Below are 23,201 nucleotides of genomic sequence, written 5' to 3' on the forward strand. Positions count from 1 at the left end.
ATATTTATTTCGATTGATGTTTTTTTTACCGATGATATGTACCTAACGGTACATTTTTATTGCAAATCTTGATTTGCTACGCATTTCTACGTTAAAACCTATTCACATCTTCACATATTTACATATTTACAAATTCACATGATTTGTATTATTTTATTATTTCTTGATCTAGTTTAAGAAATTAGGCAATTTAATATTTGATCTTTGAAAATTAAACACCCAATAAATTTACAATCAATGAAAGATCAAGTTCTCCATCTACGAATTACATTGGCATTATCGGCAATTGACGATCTAATTCCTTCTTATATGCAAGTTGAAGAAGACAAAGCAATTTCTAACGGCAACGTTGCAATTTGTATTATTGACGAAGAAGGTATGGTTTATGGCCGAATGTACGGAAATGACAAAGCGCGTAAAAGACAATCGTATAAAATTGCCTGGACAAAAGCGAGTCAGGTTTGGCTTACTGGAGTTAAAACGGGAGATTACGAGAGATTGGTTTTCAATAAAATTGTAGACGAAAACGCTAACGGAATCGAAGCGCCGGATCTTATTGGCTGGCAAGGCGGACAACCTATTATATTAAATGACGGAACACAGCTTTCTATTGGTTTTAGCGGTTTTAGAGGTGTTACCGATTTAGAAATTGTAACCAAGGCATTCAAAAAAATATAACAATCATAATTAAAAAAAACATGACTTATTTACCAGATTCAAACCGATATCAAAAAATGGAATACCGTCGTTGTGGCAACAGCGGACTAATGCTTCCGGCGCTTTCTCTTGGTTTGTGGCATAACTTTGGCGCGATCGATAATACCGAAAACGCAAGAAATATATTGCACACGGCCTTTGATAACGGTATTACGCATTTTGATCTTGCTAATAATTATGGTCCTCCGGCGGGATCTGCTGAGACGACTTTTGGACAAATATTCAAACAGGATTTTAAATCTTTTCGTGACGAACTTTTGATTTCTACAAAAGCCGGATGGCCAATGTGGGAAGGTCCTTATGGAGATTTAGGTTCAAAAAAGCATTTAATTGCCAGCTTAGACCAAAGTCTTAAACGTATGGATTTAGAATATGTAGATATTTTTTATCACCACAGACCAGATCCAAACACACCAATGGAAGAAACTATGGCGGCGCTGGATTTAATTGTGCGTCAGGGAAAAGCACTTTATGTAGGTATTTCGAGTTATAGTCCTGCCGAAACTCAAAAGGCTTTTACAATCTTGAAACAATTAGGAACTCCGTGTGTGATTCATCAGCCTAAATATTCGATGCTGGAGCGTTCTGTAGAAGATGGATTATTGGATGTTCTAGAATTAAATGGTATTGGCGGAATCGCTTTTTCACCTCTTGCACAAGGTCTTTTGACAAATAAATATCTAAACGGAATTCCGGAAAACTCAAGAGCTACAGCACATCGCGGAAATGGTGCAATCGAAGAAGACGCAATCACGCCTGAGAATATTGCTAAGGTTAAAAAGCTTAACGAAATGGCATTAGAACGCGGACAAACATTGGCACAAATGGCGTTGTCATGGGTTATGAAAGACAAAAGAATTTCATCGGTTATTATTGGCGCAAGCAAACCAGAACAAGTGATTGATTCTGTGGGATGTCTTAAAAACACTTCGTTTTCTGCAGAAGAACTAAAAGCAATCAATCAAATTCTGATATAAAGCAATTACGAATTGGCACAAGTTTTAAATAAAAAAATCTGTGCCAATCCGCTTAACCCGCACAATCTGTGGGCTATTCGTAACACACATACTAACTATCTAAACCATAATTATGAAAACATATCATTTTACAACATGCCTGACCATCATGTTATCGGGATTTTTGACCAATAATCTCGTTGCTCAAAAAAGTCCCTCAAAAACGGATTATAAAAGCGTTACGGTTTATGTAACGGCAAAAAATACCAATAACAAACTAACAAAAACGGAAACTTTATCTTTTATAGACAAACCACAACCTATAGAAAAAGAATTTTCTGTATTTGTAGATCCTTCAAAGACTTATCAAACTATGTTGGGAATTGGTGGCGCTATTACTGATGCTTCCGCGGAAGTTTTCTACAAACTTTCTAAAGAGCAACAGGCAGAAATTCTGACTGCTTATTATGATAAAGAAAAAGGTATTGGCTATACTTTGGCACGAACAAATATGCAAAGCTGTGATTTTTCAAGTGATATTTACAGTTATATTGCCGAAGGTGACAAAGACTTAAAAACCTTTGATATTAGCCACGACAGAAAATACAGAATTCCGTTAATTAAAGAAGCTATTGCAAAAGCGGGTGGAAAATTAACTTTATACGCTTCGCCGTGGAGTCCGCCAGCGTGGATGAAAACCAATAATAATGTTTTGCAAGGCGGAGTTTTAAAACCGGAATACAACCAAAGTTGGGCTAACTTTTTTGTGAAATTTATAAAGGAATACGAAAAAGAAGGAATTCCAATTTGGGGTTATACAGTACAAAACGAACCTATGGCGGTGCAAAAATGGGAATCTTGCATTTTTACAGCGCAAGAAGAACGTGATTTCATTAAAAACTTTCTTGGTCCAACGATGCAAAAAGCAGGTTTGTCTAAAAAGAAATTAATTATGTGGGATCATAATCGTGATTTAATGTACCAACGTGTGAGTACAGTTTTGGAAGATAAAGATGCAGCAAAATATGTTTGGGGAATTGGATATCACTGGTACGAAGACTGGCATAAAAACGGAATGAACTTTGAAGCTGAGCGCCGTGTAGCAGAAGCTTTTCCGGATAAACCGCTTATCTTAACAGAAGGTTGTGCGGCTGATTTTGATCAAAAGTTACTGACGGATTGGACTTATGGCGAAAAATATGGAATGTCGATGATTAACGATTTCAATATTGGAACGGTTGCCTGGACGGACTGGAATATTCTATTGGACGAAAAAGGCGGACCAAACCATGTTCAAAACTTTTGTATGTCGCCTATTCACGCTGATCTTACAACCGGAAAATTGATTTATACAAACGGATATTATTATTTAGGTCATTTTTCTAAATTCATTCATCCGGGCGCAAAACGTGTGGCTTGCAATTCCAGCAGTAATAAACTTTTGTCTACAGCATTTGTAAATCAGGATAATAATCTTGAAGTTGTCGTTATGAATCAATCTGATGATAATGTAGATTATTTTCTTTGGATAAAAGGTAAAGCTTCAAAAATAACCAGTTTGGCACATTCTATTGCTACTTTAGAAGTAAAATAATCTTTTTAACACATAGGTTTTCATGTTTATGCCTAATCTATGCGAAGACGCACTGCTGTGCGCCTCTACCAATATTCGATGTCAATAAATAATGTTGTTCTCAGGGTTTTAATGTAGAGATGCACAGCAGTGCATCTAACTCTTTGTACATCCGAATCTAAACGTCGTAATCATCAAAAAAAAGAATAATATGAAAAAAACATTAATAATCCTGAATATTTTCGTTTTGATTGGCACATCGGCAATAGCCCAAACATCGGCTGAAAAGTCAAAACCAATGAAATTACAGCAGATTCCGGGAAAAATAGAATGTGAATTTTACGATTTTGGCGGCGAAGGCATTGCGTATCACGATACTGATGAAATCAATAATGGCAGCGGAAAACTAAATCCCGTTAACGGAAATCCTTTGAATGAATTCCGAATTAAAGAAGCCGTGGATATTTCGTATACCAAAACAGATAGTATCGACGACACGCCTTATACCAAAGTTCCGATCAAGATGAAACAGCTTTATGTGGGCTGGACGCAACCTACAGAATGGATAAATTATACGGTTCAGATTAAGAAATCCGGAACGTATAAAATTGGTGTTTTATATATCGCAAATGGCCACGGCGCAATTTCTATCGCAGTAAACGGAAATGAAGCCACGGGAAATATGAAAATTGAATCAACACACGACGATAAAGATCCTGTTGCTTGGCGACAATGGCATCATTGGAACAGTTCAGAAAACATAGGAACTATTAAACTCGAAAAAGGCACACAATTATTGACTTTGCATATTGTCGAAAACGGAAATATGAATTTAGATTACCTGACTTTTACGCCCAATTAATTTTTTCACCATATAAGTTATGTAAGTTTATTTAAGCTTTGCGCATAATTTACAAAGCAACTTATATTTTCTTATATCACTTATATGGTGAAATTCATTTATTTAAGCTTTGCGCATATTTACAATCCAGCTTATATTTTCTTATATCACTTATATGGTAAAAACAACTTATATAGTGAAAATCGTCAAATCAAGTATTTCTACCTAAAACCAGTTCATTCTATCTTTCTAAATTAGCTCAATAAAATGATCGTCATTTTAATTCTCTTATAAAGATCTTATGAGCAATCCCATTTTTACCGCACTTTTACCAATCCAAAAAGAATTTTCATACTATTTACCTAACAGAAATTTCCTTGAATTCAACGGAAAACCTGTTTATCAATATATGATTGAAAAATTACTGAAAATCGATGCATTTGAAAGTATTGTTATCAATACAGATTCTGAAGAAGTGAAAGAATATTGCAAAAGCAACGGCAAACTAAGGATAATCGACCGACCGAAATCTTTAATTGGCGAAGACATAAAATCAGATTTGATTACAGCTTATACTCTTGATAAAATTGGTGGAGAACATTTTATCGAAATTCAAAGCTTTAATCCATTGCTTACGCAGTTTACAATAGAGAGTTTCATCAAACTATATATAGATCTTATAGTGTCTGGAGAATATTATGATTCGCTTTTTAGTATGCAGCGTTATGAGTTGAGAAATTATGATGTAGATAAAATGGAAATAAGAAATGACTTCCCTTTTTCAATAATCGAAAACGGAATTCTTTACGGATTTAATCGAACCACTTTCCGCAAAAACCGAAAAAAAATTGGAAAAATGGCCACGCTTTCTGACGTAAAAGAAATTGAGAATACACTTCTGGATTCAGAAACTAACTATGAATTAGTGAAACTGGTTTTTGCTAATCAGGATAAATTTCCAGCTATTTTTCATAGTGGCGTTTAAAAAAAGAAGCAAGAAGTAAGAAGCAAGAAGGGCATTTCATTACAAATGAAATGCCCTTCTTGCTTCTATCCAAATTTCAAACATAGCCCAAGGTTTCAACCTTGGGATACGCATCGTGATAAATAATAATAATAATAATAATTAATAGATCACGATAATATAACCCGCTCCAATGGTTAAAACCATTGGCTATGTTTATAAACATTAATTTTATTTCCTTAATATTTTTTTGGCTTAGCCAATAATCTTAGAATTTAAATGTAACATTTGCTGTTATACGAGTTGGATTTTGAGCTGCAAGTCTGTAAGACCAATATTTTTCATTCGTAATATTATCTACTTTAAGACCCAATCTGTATTTTGGCTGATCATAGAAAAGTGAAGCGTCTAATACCGTGTACGACGGAATAGAAAACTTGAATGCTGCAGTATTTGTTTGGTTATATTTACTACCGTAGATTCCTCCAAAACCAATTCCTAAACCTTGCGCACCACCTGTCGTAACTCTATAACTTGCCCATAAATTTGCCGTAGTTGGTGAACCGGCCGTTGATGGTCGTAAACCTTGGAAATTAGGATTACTCTTTTCAAATTTACTGTCATTATAAGTATAACCAGCGACGATATTTAATCCTGAAATTGGGTTGGCAATAAACTCTGCTTCAAAACCTTTGCTGACCTGAGTTCCATCCTGAACAGAGAAGTTTGAATGATCCGGATCGTCACGAGTAACATTTGTTACCTGAATATCGTAATAACTCAATGTAGCCGAGATTTTATTAAGGTCAAACTTAAATCCTCCCTCCCATTGATTCGCCTGATTTGGTTTGAAAGTATTACCATAAAAATCAGAACCCGAAACGTTGCTAAAACCGTTCATATAATTACCAAAAACAGAAATCTTTTCTTTCATAATTTGGTACACTAAACCAAATTTTGGCGATAAAGCTGTTTGGTTATAATTTCCTGCAATAGAATCTTTGCTTGGATAATAAGTTCCGTTGTTCATATAGCGATCCACACGAATTCCTCCCATTGCTAATAATCTATCGGTAACATTCAAAACGTCTGAAACATAAGCACTATATGTTTCTTCGTCATTTGATACATAATTAGTAAACTTAGCGGTAGCAAACATTGGCGCCACTTTATCCACATTAAAATTATTATAAGCATCACCCGGTTTTTTATAATCCATTGCCGGCATGTTTACAATTGCATCATTACGAGTGGCACGCAAACTATAATAATCAACTCCCGCTACAACTCTGTTTTTCAGCTTTCCGATATTAAACTTACCAATAAAGTTTTGCTGAATATCAGTTCCATAAAACGGAGATTCCTGATACGTAACTTGTTGTCTTAATGTCGTTGGCGATGTCATTTGCAATGCTACCACATAACCATCAGATGATGATCTTGTTCTTGATAAAATGGTTTGAGATGTCCATTCATCAGAGATTTTATACTTTAACTGAGCAAAAACATTGTATTGCTGACTTGTATAATTAATAGTATTATTGGCAAATGATAATTTATACGGAATATTAAGTGCTTCTATACTCGTTAACGCATCTTTACCTGCAAACGGAGTAAGTCTGGTTGGCGAAGTTGCTTTGTATAAACTAAATTCGGCGTCGATTAAAAGCGTTAATCTCTCGTTGATTTCATAAGAGAAACTTGGAGCAATAGAAAAGTTTTTGTTGAATCCTGCGTCCTGAAAACTTCTTTCGCTATGAAAAGCTGTGTTAACTCTCAACAAAGCTGTTTTATCAGCGTTAATTGGCGTATTAATATCAGCCGTAAAACGATTCAAATCCCAACTTGCTGCTGAATATGAAATTTCACCTTTGAAAGAATCAAAAGGCTTTTTGGTAACACGATTAAATAAACCTCCAAATGATGATAATGTACTTCCAAATAGTGTCGCAGATGGTCCTTTGATAACCTCAATACGCTCTAAATTTGCAGGATCAATACTCGTATAAGTAAAACTTCCAACACCGTTTCTAACGACTTGAGGCGTTGCAAAACCTCTCGAAATAGAAGTTGTTCGGCCTTGATTTCTTACTTCGGCAATACCGGCTCCGGGAACGTTTTTAAAAGCACTATTATAATCTGTAATAACCTGCTCTTTCATTAATTCCTTGCTTACGACGATATAAACCTGTGAATTTTCAATATTTTTTAAAGGCATTTTTGCCACATCAAAACTTTCTTTTTTAGCAAATCGATTTCCTCCTGTACGAATCACAACGTCATCAAGATTCTCTACAGACGAGTTTACTCTTATGTCTACATCTGCAGTTGAAGTTTGTTCTGTAATCTCAGCAGTTTCAGTAGATGACGCATATCCTGCCATCGAAACTTCCAGCGTATATTTTCCAAAAGGCACTTTTTTGAAATCATATTTACCTGCTGAATTGGTTACGGCACTTTTATTTATTTCGATCAATTTTACCACAACTCCCTGACTTGCATTACCGTCATTCGTGATAACAGTTCCTGAAATTTGTCCTGTAGTTGCCGTTTGCGCCTGAATAAATCCAACATTAGCAAGTAAAAAAAGCATCAATAATAATGTGGAATGATACTGAATGCTTTGTATTTTTTGGAGCGAATATTTTATAAAAAAAGAAATTTGGGGTTTTGGTCTTGTCATGTTATTCTTATTTAAACTGATTCTAAATTAAAGCGCAAATGAACAATATTTTTTTTAATCTATCAAAAGAAGAATGTTATTTTTTCATTGAAATAAATCTTTTAAAATAAGCGTAAAAAATATACTACAGAAATAATAATCAGGGATAAACGACAAGCTATTCTTAAAAAAAACTAATACTAATCAAGGATGTAAAGCCTCTTTTTTTGTACCATTAGGTACTAAATATTGGTAGAAAATATTAATCGAATAAATATAGCGTGCCGTAGGCACGCAATTGCGGTCGTTTTGTTGCGTACCTACGGCACGCCAACTAATTTCAAATATAATTGCTACCAATATTTAGTACCTAAAGGCACATTTTCAATTCTTGATTCGCATTAATATTTTGAAAAATAAAAACGCCTGTATTCTTCCAGAAAGAATACAGGCATTAAAAAAACTTAACTAAATTATTTTATCGAAGTATCAAAACCTACTTCAATGCCTCATAAAGTATTTCTACCGGATGTTGCGCTTTTCGTCCTGTACCGTCAGCGATTTGATGCCTACAACTTGTTCCCGAAGCCGAAATCAATGTTGCAGCTTCTTCTGAACGAATTGTCGGAAACAAAATCAACTCTCCTATTTTCATAGAAATGTCATAGTGTTCTTTTTCATAGCCAAAAGAACCCGCCATTCCGCAACATCCACTTGGGATATTAAGTACGGTATAATTCTTTGGCAACATTAAAATTTTCTTTAACGGAACCAATGACGACAAGGCTTTTTGAAAACAATGCCCGTGCATTCTAACTCGTTCTGTTTTATCTGTAAAACTATTTGATGAAATTCGTCCTGCATCTAATTCTTTGGCTAAAAACTCTTCGATTAAAAAAGTTCTGGCTGCAAATGTTTTCGCTTTTGCTTTTAAATCTCCACGACACAAATCAGGATATTCATCACGAAAACTCAATATTGCCGAAGGTTCAATTCCGATTAAAACTCCATTTTCCGGAATTGAAATTTCGAAATCTCTTGTGTTTTGTTCTGCAATTTCTCTTGCTTCTTTTAGCATTCCTTTCGAAAAATACGTTCTTCCGCTGATTCCTATTTTCGGAATTTCAACTTCATATCCTAAACTATTCAGAAGCTTAACGGACGTCTGCCCTATTTCTACATCATAATAATTCAGAAATTCATCATTGTATAAATACACTTTGCCATTTACAAAATCTCCTTTTTGAATGTAATTTTTCATCCATTTGGCAAAAGTAATTTTGTGCATCAAAGGCAATTTTCTTTCTGTTGCAAAACCAGTTGCTTTTTTAATCACATTGCCCAAAACACCTTTTGTAGATAAATTATACATCCACGGAATTGCAGCAAACAAATGGTTTATTTTTGGCGTATTTCCAATCAATCTTGAACGGAATTTTACGCCATTTTTATCATGATATTGTTGTAAAGTTTCGGCTTTTAATTTTGCCATATCAACATTCGACGGACATTCAGATTTACAACCTTTACAACTTAAGCACAAATCGAGAACATCAAGCAGATTTTCATCATCAAATCGATTTACTTTTTTCGAAGTGGTAATCGTTTCTCGCAACATATTTGCTCTGGCACGAGTTGTATGTTTTTCATCGCGCGTTGCCATATAACTTGGGCACATTGTACCACCGCTTTTCTCCGTTTTTCTACAATCTCCGGATCCGTTGCACATTTCGGCAGCACGAAGGATTCCGTTATGTTCAGAGAAATCAAAATACGTTTCCGGCATTGGTGTTTCCTGACCAGCCGTATATCTCAAACTCGAATCCATTGGTGGCGTATTCACGATTTTGCCCGGATTAAAAACTCCCCAAGGATCCCAAACCTGCTTTATCTGAATAAACAATTGATAGATTTCTTCACCCAACATCAGCGGAATAAATTCTCCACGAAGTCTTCCGTCGCCATGTTCTCCGCTCAAAGAACCTTTATATTTCTTAACTAAATGTGCAATATCTGTCGCAATAGTTCTAAAAATTGCTGTTCCTTCTTTAGTTTTTAAATCTATAATCGGACGCAAATGCAATTCTCCCGTTGCCGCATGCGCATAATGCACACAGTTTAAGTTTCGTTCTTTTAATATTGCATTAAAATCTTCGATAAAATCCGGTAAATCATTCACATCTACAGCAGTATCTTCGATTACCGCAACCGCTTTTGCATCACCCGGAATATTCGATAATAAACCCAATCCTGCTTTTCTTAATGCCCAAACTTTGTTCGTATCGTCGCCATAAACAATCGGGAAATGATAACCCAGATTTTTAGAACGCATCAAAGCTTCCATTTCTTTTGCAACAGCGTCAATTTCTTCTTGGGAATCTCTTAAAAATTCAACCGCCAAAATTGCCTGAGGATCTCCTTTTACAAAAAAACGATTCTTGCTTTGTTCAATATTTTCTTTGGTACATTCCAGAATATAATGGTCAATTAACTCGACACTATCCGGATTAAATTTCAACGCTTCTATATTTGCTTTTAGCGATTCATTTATGCTTTCAAAATGTACACAAACCAAAGCTGCGTAAGGTTTTAACGCGTCAACTAAATTCAATTTTATAGCGGTAGAAAAGAACAAAGTTCCCTCAGATCCTGCAATTAATTTACAGAAATTGAATTTTTCATCAAAAGTTCCAAAAGGCATCGAATCTGCCAATAAATCCAAAGCATAACCTGTATTTCTCCTCGGAATTGTTTTCTTTGGAAAGTTATCGTCGAATAAAGTTCTGTTACTTTCAGAAGATAATATTTCTTTTGCCTGAACATAAATCGCTTGCTCTAACGGACTCACAACATTGATTCCGTTGCATTTATCTTCAAATTCAGCATTTGTTAAGGAACCAAAAGTAACCTCATTTCCATCAGCAAGAAAGCCTTTAATTTCCAATAAATGTTCACGAGTAGATCCATAAATAACAGACCTTGCACCACAAGCATTGTTTCCAACCATTCCGCCAATCATGCAACGATTACTGGTAGAAGTTTCGGGACCAAAAAAAAGTTTATACGGTTTTAAATGAAGATTTAGTTCATCACGAATTACGCCCGGTTCTACCCAAGCCGATTTATTTTCCTGATCTACAGTAATAATTTTAGTGAATTCCTGCGAAATATCAACAATAATTCCGTTTCCAACTACTTGTCCCGCAAGTGAAGTTCCAGCGGCACGAGGAATCACACTGCTATTATTTTCTCTTGCAAAAGCAATAATTTTCTGAATATCTTCCTTCGTTTTCGGAATCGCAACCGCCAAAGGCATTTCTTTATAAGCGCTGGCATCTGTTGCGTAGAGCAAACGCATCGTGTGATCGTAAAATAATTTACCCTCTAATTGCTTTTCTAAACCTTCAAGATTAATAGAACTCTTGGAAAGGATATTATTGTTATTCATTTTGATATTTTATTATATAGGTCTGCTTTTATCCTAAAAAGGATTGAAATCAGGAATATTCTTCGTTTGTTGTTGTTTAACGCCTAGGTTTATTTTCTCGCAAAGACGCAAAGTCACAAAGAAATTTTCTATAAACTTTGCGCCTTTGCTTGATTAATTTTCTACAATTCGCTTAAAGCGATATCTAAAAATTTCACCATTTCATCAGCATTTTGTTTACTGAAAGTCATTGGTGGTTTTATTTTTAATACGTTATGCAATGGTCCATCTGTGCTTAATAAATATCCGTTTGCTTTCAATTTTTCGACCACGATATCTATTTCAGGAACTGCCGGTTCCATTGTTGTTCTGTCTTTTACCATTTCGGCGCCAATGAATAATCCATGTCCGCGAACGTCACTTATGATTGGGTATTTTGCCATTAAACCTTTCAAACCATCCATTAAATGATTTCCAACTTCTAACGCGTGTTGCTGCATTTCTTCCTCCTGAATAACATCCAGAACCGCTAATCCTGTTGTCATAGAAACGGGATTTCCGCCAAAGGTGTTAAAATATTCCAATCCGTTATTGAAAGAATCTGCAATTTCTTCCGTTACAATTACAGCTGCAAGCGGATGTCCGTTACCAATTGGTTTTCCTAAAACAACAATATCCGGAACTACATTTTGCAATTCAAATCCCCAGAAATGATCACCAATTCTCCCGAAACCAACCTGAACTTCATCGGCAATACAAACGCCTCCGGCTGCTCTGACATAATCGTAAGCCGTTTTTAGATAATTTTCCGGTAACGGAATTTGCCCTCCAACGCCCAATAAAGTTTCACAAATAAATACGGCTGGCGCTTTGTCTTCTTTCTTTAAATCTTCGATGATTCTTTGTACATCTTCGGCATATTTTTCACCCGCTTTTTCGTCACCATATTTATACGGACCACGATACAAATCCGGATTTATCGCTTTGTGAATCCAAGGCATTTGACCAGAACCGCCTTTGCTGTCAAATTTATACGGACTCATTTCCATTGCTACAGTCGATGTTCCGTGATAGGCATGATCGAGTACAATTATATCTTTTTGTTTGGTATAATGACGGCTCATTCTGATTGCTAAATCGTTTGCTTCACTTCCTGAATTTACGAAATAACAAACGCTAAGTTTTTCCGGTAATGTTGCGGTTAATTTTTCGGCATATTCTGTTATGGCGTCATTCAAATATCTTGTATTGGTATTTAAAGTTGCGATTTGCTTTTGCATTTTTCGAACTACAACTGGATGACAATGTCCAACGTGCGAAGGGTTATTTACGCAATCTACAAAGGTTCTTCCTTTATCATCGTATAAATATTGCAATGCTCCTTTTACAATTTTTAGTTTGTCTTTGTAACCAATGCTTAGATTTCGACCAATTTTCTTTTTACGAATTTCCAACAAATCACTGTAATCATCTTCATTTATTAATCCGTCGAAACCACACGCTTTTCTAAAAACATCCTGAGCTTTAATTGGGTTAATCTGAATTAGTTTATACAACAAATCCCAAGCTGGTTTTTCGGTAATAAAATGATGCTCGTTATTACTGTCTAATGACGCATTATAAGCAGATTGTGTCACGCTAATGCAAAGTCTTCCGGCAATTAAATAGTACAACAAATCTAATTCCTCCTCTGTCAATGCATACGCTTTATGATATCCTGCAACAATTGATGCGGCAACCGCCAACGGATCTTCTTCATCGAGCATTGCATACGTACAGGCTATTGCCAAATTATTGATAAGCGCGGTATAAACCATATCGCCAAAATCAATCAAACCACTTATGCGGTTTTCTTGTACTAACACATTGTAATCGTTGGCATCATTATGAACATATGCATGTCTTAAACGATGAATTTGCGGCAAAACTTCGGTGTCAAACTGTAACAGAAAATAGCCTGCAATACGTCTTTTTTCGTGATTTAAAATGTGTTTCAGATTATCTCCCGCTTCACTCGCTCGGCTGATATCCCAAGTATAATTGCGATGCATTGCGGGATGAGAAAAATCCTGTAACGCATTATCCATATTGCCTAAAAAAGTTCCTAGATTGTGGTGTAATTCGGTTGTTTTATTTTCTACATCAACCCAAAAAGTACCTTCCAGAAAGTTTAAAATTCTAATATAATAGGTTTTAGAATCTCTTACTATTTTGGTTAATTCTTCTCCTTGTTTATTGATACTAAAATGCTGAAAACAATCAGATATATTGCTTTTTTTAAGGTGCTGAATAATATTTATTTGCGCTTCTAAAAAAGGAAATGGATGACTCTCATTGGACACTTTTAGAATGTATTTTTCATTTTTCTCATTCGATAAAAGAAAATTCAATTCATCATATCCATTTAATGCTTTTACGGTCACGATTAATCCGTAATATTCTTTTACTAAATCCTGAATAGTTGCTTCTGAAAAAGTCATTGTTACTCTTATTTATTTTATTTTTTATTTTTTCTCCTGCAAGGACTTTTTCAGACCTTGTAGGTGTATTTCTTATACCTACAAGGTTTTGAAAACCTTGCAGGAATGTTCTATTTCCAAATAATTGCCTGAGCCGGTTGCAAAGGATTTTGTCCTACCAATATTTTGCTTCCTTGTGGAATTGGCAAGTTTACAGGCTCATTTGTATAATTTACGCCTACATAAAAACCGTCTCTCCATTCTACATATACACCTCTTGGCAAGTCTTCGATCGCAACTTTTGCACGTTCGTAAATTGTTCTTACAACTTCTCTTTCTAAGTTTCCGTCTTTACTTTCAGCGCCAATATACGTAATTGTTCCTTTGCCTAATTTTCTGGTAATTGCCGCTGCTTTTCCTTTATAAAACTGATCTGCATAAGTTGCTAAAACTTCTGTTCCTTGTTTTGGATTTAAAACATCAGCCCACGAATTCCATTTGTAGGTATTTGTTCCAGCGTTTATAGTTCCGTTTACATCTTCGACAAGCATGTCAAAAAATTCTACATCGGCACCAATTAAAGGCACGATTGGCGCGCTCCAATTAGCTTCAAAGAAATGTCCGTTTTTGTCTTTTTGACCAGTTCGGCAAGAAAGAATTAAGTTTCCTCCGTTCTCAACATATTTCGTCCATTTATCTACTAATTTCTGATCAATTAGTTGATAAGCCGGAGCGACAATAAACGGATAAGCAGAAAAATCATCTTCTTCAGTAATAAAATCCATTGGTGCACCAGTTGATTTTATTGCCGATGTGTACGTATTTCTATGTCTCCAAGTATTCCAAAATTCCGTTTGTTTTTGGTTTTCCAGATCCCAAAGATTTTCATGACTCCATAAAAATCCTGTTTTTCTTTTCGAAAGATTCTCCGGAATCACCGCTTTTGGATTGTATTCTTTACGAAGCAATTTCATGTCTTCGATTGATTGTACAAACTCTTTTCCGCCTTGTGACAAAGTTACTCCATCTGTACCTACGATTCCGTCGTGATACATTTCACTGCTTCCCAACGGGTGTCTGTATCTATACGTGCAGGTAAAAGAACAACCGCCGCCAAAAGCCTGAGAAATCCACATATGAACCGTTCCCGGAAGTAATTGGGGGTTTATACTTGCCCAGTTTACTTGTCCCGGCTGCATTTCCATAACGCCTGTAACGCCGTTTATAGATCTGTAATAATCATTGGCTTCCGAAATTTTATTCGGTTGTCCCATTCTAAAATTCTGTCCTCCCAATGTATTTCTTCCGCTTACGGGATACATTGTGTAAGTTGCAAAATCCATTTTATCAGTTCTTCTAGGATCTGCGCCGTAAACAACATTTGTATAATTTGTGGTAATCCATTGTTTTGGATCAACATATTTACGAAGTGTTTCTGCTTGTAAATTCAGATATTCTGCCTGTGAATCTGCGGTATATCTTTTGAAATCTAAAATCGCATGTGGACTCAATTTATCTTCTGAATAAAGCTCTGCATTTGGAATCGCGATTTGCTCGAAATTATTATATCGAATGCTCCAAAAACTTCCCAACCATTCGGTATTTAATTTTTCGATTGTTCCGTATTTGGCTTTAAGCCATTTCTGAAATCCTTTTTGTGCAGATGGACTAAAATCATCTGGTGCGCCAGGCTCGTTATCCACTTGCCAGCCCATAATGTTTTTGTTTTTACCGTATCTTTTTCCAAGTTCTGTAACGATTTTTTCTACAAACTCTCTGTATTTTTCATTCGAAACAGATTGATTTGCTCTGTTTCCATGTTCTCTGCGGCGACCGCTTGCATCTACTAAATAAATCTCCGGATACTTCTCTCCCATCCAGGCTGGCGGAGTTGGCGTTGGCGTACAAAGAATTACTTTTAATCCTTGTTTTTCGGCTATAGCCAAAGCATCATCCAGCCATTTAAAATCATATTTACCTTCTTCAGGTTCCATATAAGTCCAGGCAAATTCAGCGAAATGCGTAAATTCAAATCCTAATTTTTTGATGTTTTTTAAATCGCGTTCCCATTGTTCTCTCGGCCATTGCTCGGGATAATAATAAACACCAATTTGCATTAAATCCGGCTTTGAGAAAAAACGCTGCGGATCTTTCTTTTCTGTAACTGTAGTTTTTTTGCTTTGAGCAAAAACAGGCATAGAATTGCAACTTGCAATAAGCAATCCTGTCAATACTATTTTTGTAAGCGATATATTTTGGTTGAACATACTTTGTAATATTGTTGTGTTAATCAAATTTAGATAAATAGGTAAACTTATCCCTTAATTGAAATATCAAATTGTAAATTTTATTATTTACATTAAGATAAATATGCATTTATTCTTTAAGTCAAAACTCCGAAGGAGTAAAATATTTATAGTTAATTTAATACACGATCTTTAAGTCAAGCCCCAGCGGGGCGACATTATCTTTTCTATGAGATAGCTAAGCATCTCACCCCGATGGAGTTCTGTTGTGTGCACTTTTCTCTTTCTATAAATATCCTGTCCCGCTGGGACTTAAAATTAATTGCTTCCAATTAGCTTAACTATTTATCCTCTAAAAGCAGCATTAAATAATGCGACGCTGACCAGCTAAAACTAAAAGCTTCTAATCCTTTTCCGGTAATTGGCTGATAGTTTTCTCTTATCGAAGTGCCTTTGTCCAAAACTCCTTCGGCATTATAAATCAGTTTGTGCGCTAATTCGTTTGCTTCGTTGTTGTAGCCGTATTTTTCTAAACCGTTTATTCCAAAATAGCTTTGATCTAACCAAACTGGTCCTCTCCAATATCCGCCTTCAGGTTTAAATTTAGGATGATTTGCTGCCAATGTCGGTAACGGAACAAATGTGTTTAAGGAGTTTGTATCCATCATATTTGTTTTGGCTGCCTTGGCTTGTTCCGCTGTTGCAACTTCTGCCCAAATTGGCAAATATCCTTCGCAACCCATTGCTTTTATCAATGTTTTTCCATCGATTGTTGTGTCGTAAAACCAACCTGTTTCGGCATCCCAAAATTGAGTTTGAATTCTACCTTTTAAGGTTACGCTTTCGTCTTTCCATTTTTTAGCTTCTTCGGTTAGTTTTAAAACCTCCGCCATTTTATTCAGATAGTTTTTCTCTGCGTATAAAAACGAGTTTAAATCGACACTTTCCTGATCTAATGAATAGGCTTTTTCTCCGTTTTTCAGGATTTTACTATCATCAAAACGAACGGCATTGTCCATTCCGCTTTCCCATTTTGCAGCAATTACGGTTCCATCAGTTGAGCCAAATTCGCATAAACCATCCTGATCATGATCACGTTCTTTGTACCACCAATTGTGATATAATTTTAGCTTTGGATAAAACTCTTTTATGAAATTAACGTCTTTTGTTTTCTCATAAATTTTCCAGATTGCCCAAGCTGCAAGCGGCGCTTTTGTATTTCGGTAATTGTTTTCTTCCAGAAGATTGTTTCTGTAAATACAATCCGGAATAAATCCGTTTGGTTCCTGATAATCAAACAAAGCTCGCATTTGATTTTTTGCTAATTCCGAATCATAATTGGCTACAGCAACGGCGTGTTTCCAACTGTCCCAAGCCCAAAAACCATGAAACCATTCGTAATTATAACTCGGAAAAAGTCCGCCGTGTTTTAATCCTTCTGCGGCAATTCTGGTATTGTTTTGTAATGTCAATACTAATTTTGCTACTAAATCAGAATAAACAACGTCTTTGTAAATGCTTTTCTTTCTGGCAATCAATTGTGCTAATTGCTTTTCTTTTTCTTTTTGTGTGTTGTTTAACAGTGTATTAAATGCTGTTTTTGCAATTGCTTCGTTTTCGTTTTTCCATGAATATTGAGCGAAAATAAACGTTTGTGCAACTACAATTTCTTTGGTTTCATTTGGTTTTAAGACCAGTTTTTCTGTTTGTGCTTTGTATCCTTGTTTTGAAATTTCAAATTCGGGATTGCTTTTCAAAAACTGAATATAACCTGTCGCTGTACTTTTCGTGGAAACGATTTTTAGTGTGTTTCCTTCTTTCGATAATTGTAAATCATCCAGAAATATATTCGATTCATACGAAGGAAAAAGTGTTATTGTTTTTCCTGATGTATTGGTAATGCTTGTTTTTTGTAATGCGGTATGTCCTGATAAAAATACTAATTGTTGTTTTATCGCTAGTTTTTCATTTTTAAATTCTTGTTCTAAATGGCTGTTGTAGCTGTTTTGAGCAACTAATGCACTTTTCCAGTTGATGGCTTCTTGTTTGTTTTCGTCCTTTAGCTGCAGCGAAACAAACGATGGACTTAACCAAACTCCATTTTGTTCTGTCATTAAAAATGGTCCTGAAAATCCTGCCTGAACTTCTGATTGTTCTAAGAATCCGAAGGCAAACCATGCGCCTTTATCTGAAAATGCTAATGGTTTTCTGTCGGTAGCATTTGCTGGGTTTCCTTTGTAATTTATACTGTTTTTGGATGATTCCAAGTTTGGAAAACTCTTTTGGGACCAACCATTTTGTAGTATAAAAAAGGATGCAAGAATAAAAAGTATTTTCTTTTTGTCCATGTTATTTTGTTTTTATAGTGTGTGTTTTATTTAGATAATGTACTAAATGTTTCTTTATGCTGGAAATATTTCTCGCAGATTTAGCAGATTTTTTTGATTAATTTTAATCTTTATATCTGTGGATTTTCTTTGTATTAAATGTTCTCTCGCAGATTTGCTTCGCCAGTTCGCTATCGCTCGGGTGGCAGATTGAGCAGATTTTTTCTGTTCTTCTCTTATTTTCTTCTAATTATAAAATGCTTTTCGAAAGGCTTCTCAATATTATAATTAAACCCACAAGGTCAAAAAAGACCTTGCAGGTTTAATCCCTTATAGAAAATCAATTTTTGATATTTTGAATTCTTTCTTCCAGATGATTATTTCGTTTGCAATTCTGTTAAAGGAATTGGATAAAAGCTATTTTTTGATGCGTCAAAACCTGTGCGTCCAACTGCGTCAAGTGCTGCTTTTGTTTTTCCCCAACGACGTAAATCATAAAAACGATAGTTTTCTAATGGGAATTCTATGATTCTTTCGTGTTCGATTTGTGCTCTTACTTGGGCAGTTGTTGTTCCTGTCATTCCAGGCATATCTGCTCTTGCGCGAACTTTGTCGATATACGGAATCGCTTCTGCGCTACGTCCTAATTCGTTTAGAACTTCGGCTTGCATCAATAATACATTCGCATAACGCATCAATGGAATGTTGATTGCTGTAAATTCCTGATTCATTTTTTCCTGTGTACTTGGAATATATCTGCGGTAAACTGGTTTGTCTGTTCCTCCAAATTTTTCATCATAAGTTGTTCCTAATACCAATGGATTATTTGGGTCATTGAAATAAGGATCTTTGAAGAAAATTGTGCTGTAAAGACGCGTATCGTAATTTCCTGTTGTCGCAATTTTTCCTTCTTTTTTAAATTCACTTACAAGCATTGCACTTGGCAGAATCTCATCCCAACCTCCAAGTTCAGCTGATGCCATCCAATAATGAAGTGCATTACGGTAGAATGCTCCGTTTGCTGTAGTTTCTGAGAATTGCAATTCGAAAATAGATTCTTTTGTGTTTTTTGTAGTTCCGTCAAACATCGAAACATAATCTTTCACTAACTCATAACCTTGTACTTTATTAAGTGCTGTAAGTGCTTCGTTTAAGAATGCTTGTTTTTGAGAAGTTTCTTCATAAGCTCTTGTCAAATAAGCAAATCCTAAATAACTATTTGCTGCTCCGCTTGTTGCGCGACCTGTTTTATCTGCAGATTGTTTTGCAGGAAGTACATCGGCTACAGCCTTAAATTCGCTTGTAATAAAATCCCAAGCTGCTGCACGTGTTGCCAACGGAACATTTAGATCACTTTCTTTGGTCACATATTTATTTCTAATGTAAATCTGATCCCAGTTCAAAAGCAATTTCATGTGATAATATGCGCGTAAAAAACGAGCTTCGGCTTCAATTTGTTTGCGATCTGCATCGTTTAATGTTGTTGCCGGAACTTGTGGCAATTTGTCAATAACCTGATTAGCATTACTGATTCCTCTGTAATTAATTTTCCAATAACTGGTAAACTGACTGTTTCCGTTTGTGTAGGTAAATGTCGAAAGTTCTACCCAGTTTTGGTAGTTTAATGCGTCACTTCCTAATTCGTTTATGTCTTCGCGATAGGCTTCAACCGGCCATTTTACTTCGGCGAAAGCCCATTCGTCAACGGCACATTCTAATTGAGAATAGGTTGATGCCAAAGCAGATTCAGCATCGGCTTTATTTCTCCAGAAATTACCTGAAGTAAGTTGATCCGGAGATTGTTGGTCCAGGTAATCACTACAACTTGTGATGGTGAACAGACCTATTGTGGATAATAATAAAAATATCTTTTTCATGATAATGTCTTTTTTAAATCGTATTAAAATATATACTGAACTCCAGATACAAATGATCTTGTAAATGGATAAACAAAACGGTCAACACCCGTGTCTACTACTGAAGCACGTGAGAATTCAGGATCTATACCTGAATAATTGGTGATGGTAAACAGGTTTTCAACACTTACATAAAATCTAAGTTTGTCGATTTTTGCTTTACCTAACATTTTGCTCGGAATAGTATATCCCAATTGCAATTGGCGCATTCTAATAAAATCTCCACTTTCAAGAAAACGATCCGATTCACGGCTGTTTCCGTTTGGATCCTGCAATACTGCACGTGGTATATTACTGTGGTTTTCCGGTGTCCATGAATTTAATGTCGAAGCCAACATGTTGGTTCCTGAATTCATAGATTCATAGAAATATCTGTTTCCGTTGTATAGTTTATTACCCCAACCGCTTCCAATCAAAGCAGAAAAATCGAAACCTTTATAACTTGCTCCTAAACTAAGATTTACTTCTAATTTTGGTAATCCTGTTCCTGCGTATTCTTTGTCTTTTTCGTCGATAACACCGTCATTGTTCAAATCTTTGAAACGAATATCTCCAGGTTGTGCATTTGGTTGTAATAAAACTCCGTTTTTGCTGTGAGCTGCAACTTCTTGTGCGCTTTGGAAAATACCATCTGTTTTATACAGATAGAATCCACTAATTGGACTTCCTACGCGAGCTTGAGTCGGAAAATGTTCGTCTCCATATTTCAATCCTTCTCCGTAAATTGTTTGTCCTTCGTTTGCAAGTTCTTGCACTTTATTTTTAAGTGTCGTAAGGTTTAAACCTGCGTTGTATTTGAATTCATTAACCTGATCGCGGTAGTTTACTTCAAATTCAAATCCGCTATTGCTAATTTTACCTACGTTAAGAATTGGATCGTCGATTCCGGCAGATGGAGCCAGTTTTTTGGTAATCAACAAATTGTCGGTTACATTATGGTAGTAGTTCATCGAACCGCTGATTTTTCCTTTCAAAAGGGTATAATCAAGTCCAATATTCTTAGAATCTGTAGTTTCCCATTGCAGGTTTCTGTTTTCTAATGCTGTTGCAATACTTCCCGGCCAAGGATTACTTCCAATTCCTTGTACATAACCATTGCCTAAACTGTTTCCGGTTTTGATCAATGTATTTGCTGAGTAATATCCTAATGCAGCTTCGTTACCCAATTGTCCCCAGCTAGCACGTAATTTTAATGTAGAAAGGATCATATCTTTTGGAAAGAAATCTTCTTGTTCGATTTTCCATCCTAAAGCAACAGACGGAAATGTTCCCCAACGGCTGTCTTCTCCAAATTTAGACGAACCATCTTTTCTAACCGTAACCTGAAGTAAGTAACGATCATTATACGAGTAATTTAACCTTCCGAAGAAAGATACACGATTGTATTGAAATTTTGAACCGTCTGCAGTATATGTTCCGCCTCTTCCTGCTCCAATAGTTTCAAAACCAGGATCAAGGAATCCAGACGGACGATCAATAGAAACCAATTGTCCATTTTCTACCGTATAATCCGTTGTTTTACCTTCAACGCTAACTTGGTTCCAGTTTGATGATTGACTGTTAAAAGTATTACCAAGCATTAATCCAAAAACATGTTTACCAAATGTTTTATCGATTGTGATAATATTGTCTAATATTTGCTCGTTCCAGGTTGTTCTCAATTCGCTTTGCATTGGATAAAGATGTACCTCTTTTGGATTTGCAATAAATGGTGGAAAATGAGCCATTTGCTGGTTATTTTTCACACGGTAAGAATACGCTAATTTGTATTTTATCCAAGGAGCAATATTTGTTGTAATAGCGATATTTGCTGTTAAATCCTGTCCTACGTCATTACTTTTTCTAAAGTGTTCTTCGGCAACCGGATTTGTTGCAGCCGGCAAACCGTTTTTGTCTGCCAATCCATAACCATATGGTTGTGTTGCGTCATAAACCGGAACTAAAGGCGCCATTGTATAAACTTCTTTCAACTGAAAGTTTGGCAATGCATTTTGTGTTCCGATGTAAGCCATTTTTCCGTCTACATCAAAAATAGATTTTTTGAAACTAACTCTTGCGCTTGCAGTTTGTTGTCCAAATTGGTTGTCAATTACAATTCCTTTTTGCTTTACTAAATTACCGTATAAAGCAAATTTAAAATCACCTTGTCTTCCCTGAACTCCTAAACCATAATTTTGGGTAAATCCAGAACGGAAAACTTCATCCTGCCAATCTGTATTTACATTAGACGGCTCCGTAATATAAGCCGGAAGCGGTTTTGGCGTAGTTGCATATTTATTATACTCATCATACATTCTTTTATTAACCGTACGATATCCGTCAGCGTCTAATAAGTCTAATGTTTTTGATGGGTTTGTAACGCTTAAAAAGGAACTGAAATCAACTTTTACGCCTTCTTTCTGACCATTTTTAGTCGTTACGATAATTACACCATTTGCGGCTACAGATCCATAAATTGCAGCTGCAGCACCATCTTTAAGAACCTCCATAGATTCTATATTGGTTGGATTGATGGTATTAATAGATCCTTGAAATCCGTCAATAATATAAAGTGGTTCTGTTGCTCCAAAAGTGTTTACTCCACGAATTTTTACACTTACAGAAGCTCCTGCAACTCCACCGCTTTTTTGCACGTTTACCCCTGCAACTAAACCTTGAAGTGCCTCGGCCGGACTTGTTGTGGCTCTGGTTTCAAGACTTTCCTTTTTAACGGTAGAAATAGCTCCGGTCACGTTACTCTTTTTCTGAGATCCGTAACCTATAATAACGACTTCATTTAATTTATTGGTTTCTTCCTGCATAACCACATCAAATTGTGTGCGGTTATTTACGGCTTCGCTTTTTCCTATGAATCCCATATACGAAAAAACGATAACCGGATCGACAAGACTTGAGGAATATACCAGAGTATAATTTCCGTCAATATCTGTTGCTGCATTGTACTTTGAGTCTTTGATAGAAATACTAACACCTGGCAATGTGTTGTTTTTATCATCTGTAACTTTTCCTGAAATTGTCTTTTGAGCCTGTGCGAAGTTGATACCTGGCAACCATAGACATAGCAGTAAAGGAAGCATGGATAGCTTCCTAACTAGTAGTTTTTTCATTTTGGT

12 protein-coding genes are annotated in these 23,201 nt (G+C 35.8%); 5 read left to right on the top strand and 7 right to left on the bottom strand.

What is annotated here, in order from left to right:
- Positions 1 to 237 precede the first annotated feature (237 nt).
- From CLU81_RS00745 to CLU81_RS00765, 5 genes are all read left to right on the top strand, one after another.
- Positions 238 to 678: a heme-binding protein gene (locus CLU81_RS00745; RefSeq protein WP_099708074.1), complete on the top strand. Its 441-nt coding sequence runs from the start codon at positions 238 to 240 to the stop codon at positions 676 to 678.
- Between the two features lie 20 nt (positions 679 to 698).
- Positions 699 to 1,694 carry an L-glyceraldehyde 3-phosphate reductase gene (mgrA, locus tag CLU81_RS00750; RefSeq protein ID WP_099708075.1) on the top strand — a complete coding sequence of 332 codons (996 nt, stop codon included), beginning with the start codon at positions 699 to 701 and terminating at the stop codon, positions 1,692 to 1,694.
- 112 nt (positions 1,695 to 1,806) lie between these two features.
- Positions 1,807 to 3,267: a glycoside hydrolase family 30 beta sandwich domain-containing protein gene (locus CLU81_RS00755; protein WP_099708076.1), complete on the top strand. Its 1,461-nt coding sequence runs from the start codon at positions 1,807 to 1,809 to the stop codon at positions 3,265 to 3,267.
- A 190-nt stretch (positions 3,268 to 3,457) separates the two neighbouring features.
- Positions 3,458 to 4,108 carry a carbohydrate-binding protein gene (locus CLU81_RS00760; protein ID WP_199174537.1) on the top strand — a complete coding sequence of 217 codons (651 nt, stop codon included), beginning with the start codon at positions 3,458 to 3,460 and terminating at the stop codon, positions 4,106 to 4,108.
- A gap of 280 nt (positions 4,109 to 4,388) precedes the next feature.
- Positions 4,389 to 5,072: a cytidylyltransferase domain-containing protein gene (locus CLU81_RS00765; protein ID WP_099708077.1), complete on the top strand. Its 684-nt coding sequence runs from the start codon at positions 4,389 to 4,391 to the stop codon at positions 5,070 to 5,072.
- A gap of 247 nt (positions 5,073 to 5,319) precedes the next feature.
- Here the strand turns inward: CLU81_RS00765 and CLU81_RS00770 are convergent, their stop codons facing one another.
- From CLU81_RS00770 to CLU81_RS00800, 7 genes are all read right to left on the bottom strand, one after another.
- On the bottom strand, positions 5,320 to 7,644 hold the full coding sequence (locus CLU81_RS00770) for a TonB-dependent receptor (RefSeq protein WP_099712627.1): 2,325 nt from the start codon (positions 7,642 to 7,644) through the stop codon (positions 5,320 to 5,322).
- Positions 7,645 to 8,209: 565 nt separating this feature from the next.
- Positions 8,210 to 11,161, bottom strand: a complete 2,952-nt coding sequence (locus CLU81_RS00775) for an FAD-binding and (Fe-S)-binding domain-containing protein (RefSeq protein ID WP_099708078.1) — start codon at positions 11,159 to 11,161, stop codon at positions 8,210 to 8,212.
- A 161-nt stretch (positions 11,162 to 11,322) separates the two neighbouring features.
- Positions 11,323 to 13,620, bottom strand: a complete 2,298-nt coding sequence (locus tag CLU81_RS00780; RefSeq protein WP_099708079.1) for an aminotransferase class III-fold pyridoxal phosphate-dependent enzyme — start codon at positions 13,618 to 13,620, stop codon at positions 11,323 to 11,325.
- A 110-nt stretch (positions 13,621 to 13,730) separates the two neighbouring features.
- Positions 13,731 to 15,866 (bottom strand): beta-galactosidase, encoded by a 2,136-nt coding sequence (locus CLU81_RS00785; protein WP_099708080.1) that lies wholly within the window; start codon positions 15,864 to 15,866, stop codon positions 13,731 to 13,733.
- Positions 15,867 to 16,186: 320 nt separating this feature from the next.
- Positions 16,187 to 18,193 carry a trehalase family glycosidase gene (locus CLU81_RS00790; RefSeq protein ID WP_099708081.1) on the bottom strand — a complete coding sequence of 669 codons (2,007 nt, stop codon included), beginning with the start codon at positions 18,191 to 18,193 and terminating at the stop codon, positions 16,187 to 16,189.
- Between the two features lie 356 nt (positions 18,194 to 18,549).
- The gene (locus CLU81_RS00795) at positions 18,550 to 20,049 is read right to left on the bottom strand and encodes a RagB/SusD family nutrient uptake outer membrane protein (protein WP_099708082.1); all 1,500 of its coding nucleotides are present in this window, start codon (positions 20,047 to 20,049) and stop codon (positions 18,550 to 18,552) included.
- A 23-nt stretch (positions 20,050 to 20,072) separates the two neighbouring features.
- On the bottom strand, positions 20,073 to 23,195 hold the full coding sequence (locus tag CLU81_RS00800; protein ID WP_233209626.1) for a TonB-dependent receptor: 3,123 nt from the start codon (positions 23,193 to 23,195) through the stop codon (positions 20,073 to 20,075).
- Between the last annotated feature and the right edge of the window lie 6 nt (positions 23,196 to 23,201).

The organism is Flavobacterium sp. 9, from assembly GCF_002754195.1.
GTDB lineage: Bacteria > Bacteroidota > Bacteroidia > Flavobacteriales > Flavobacteriaceae > Flavobacterium.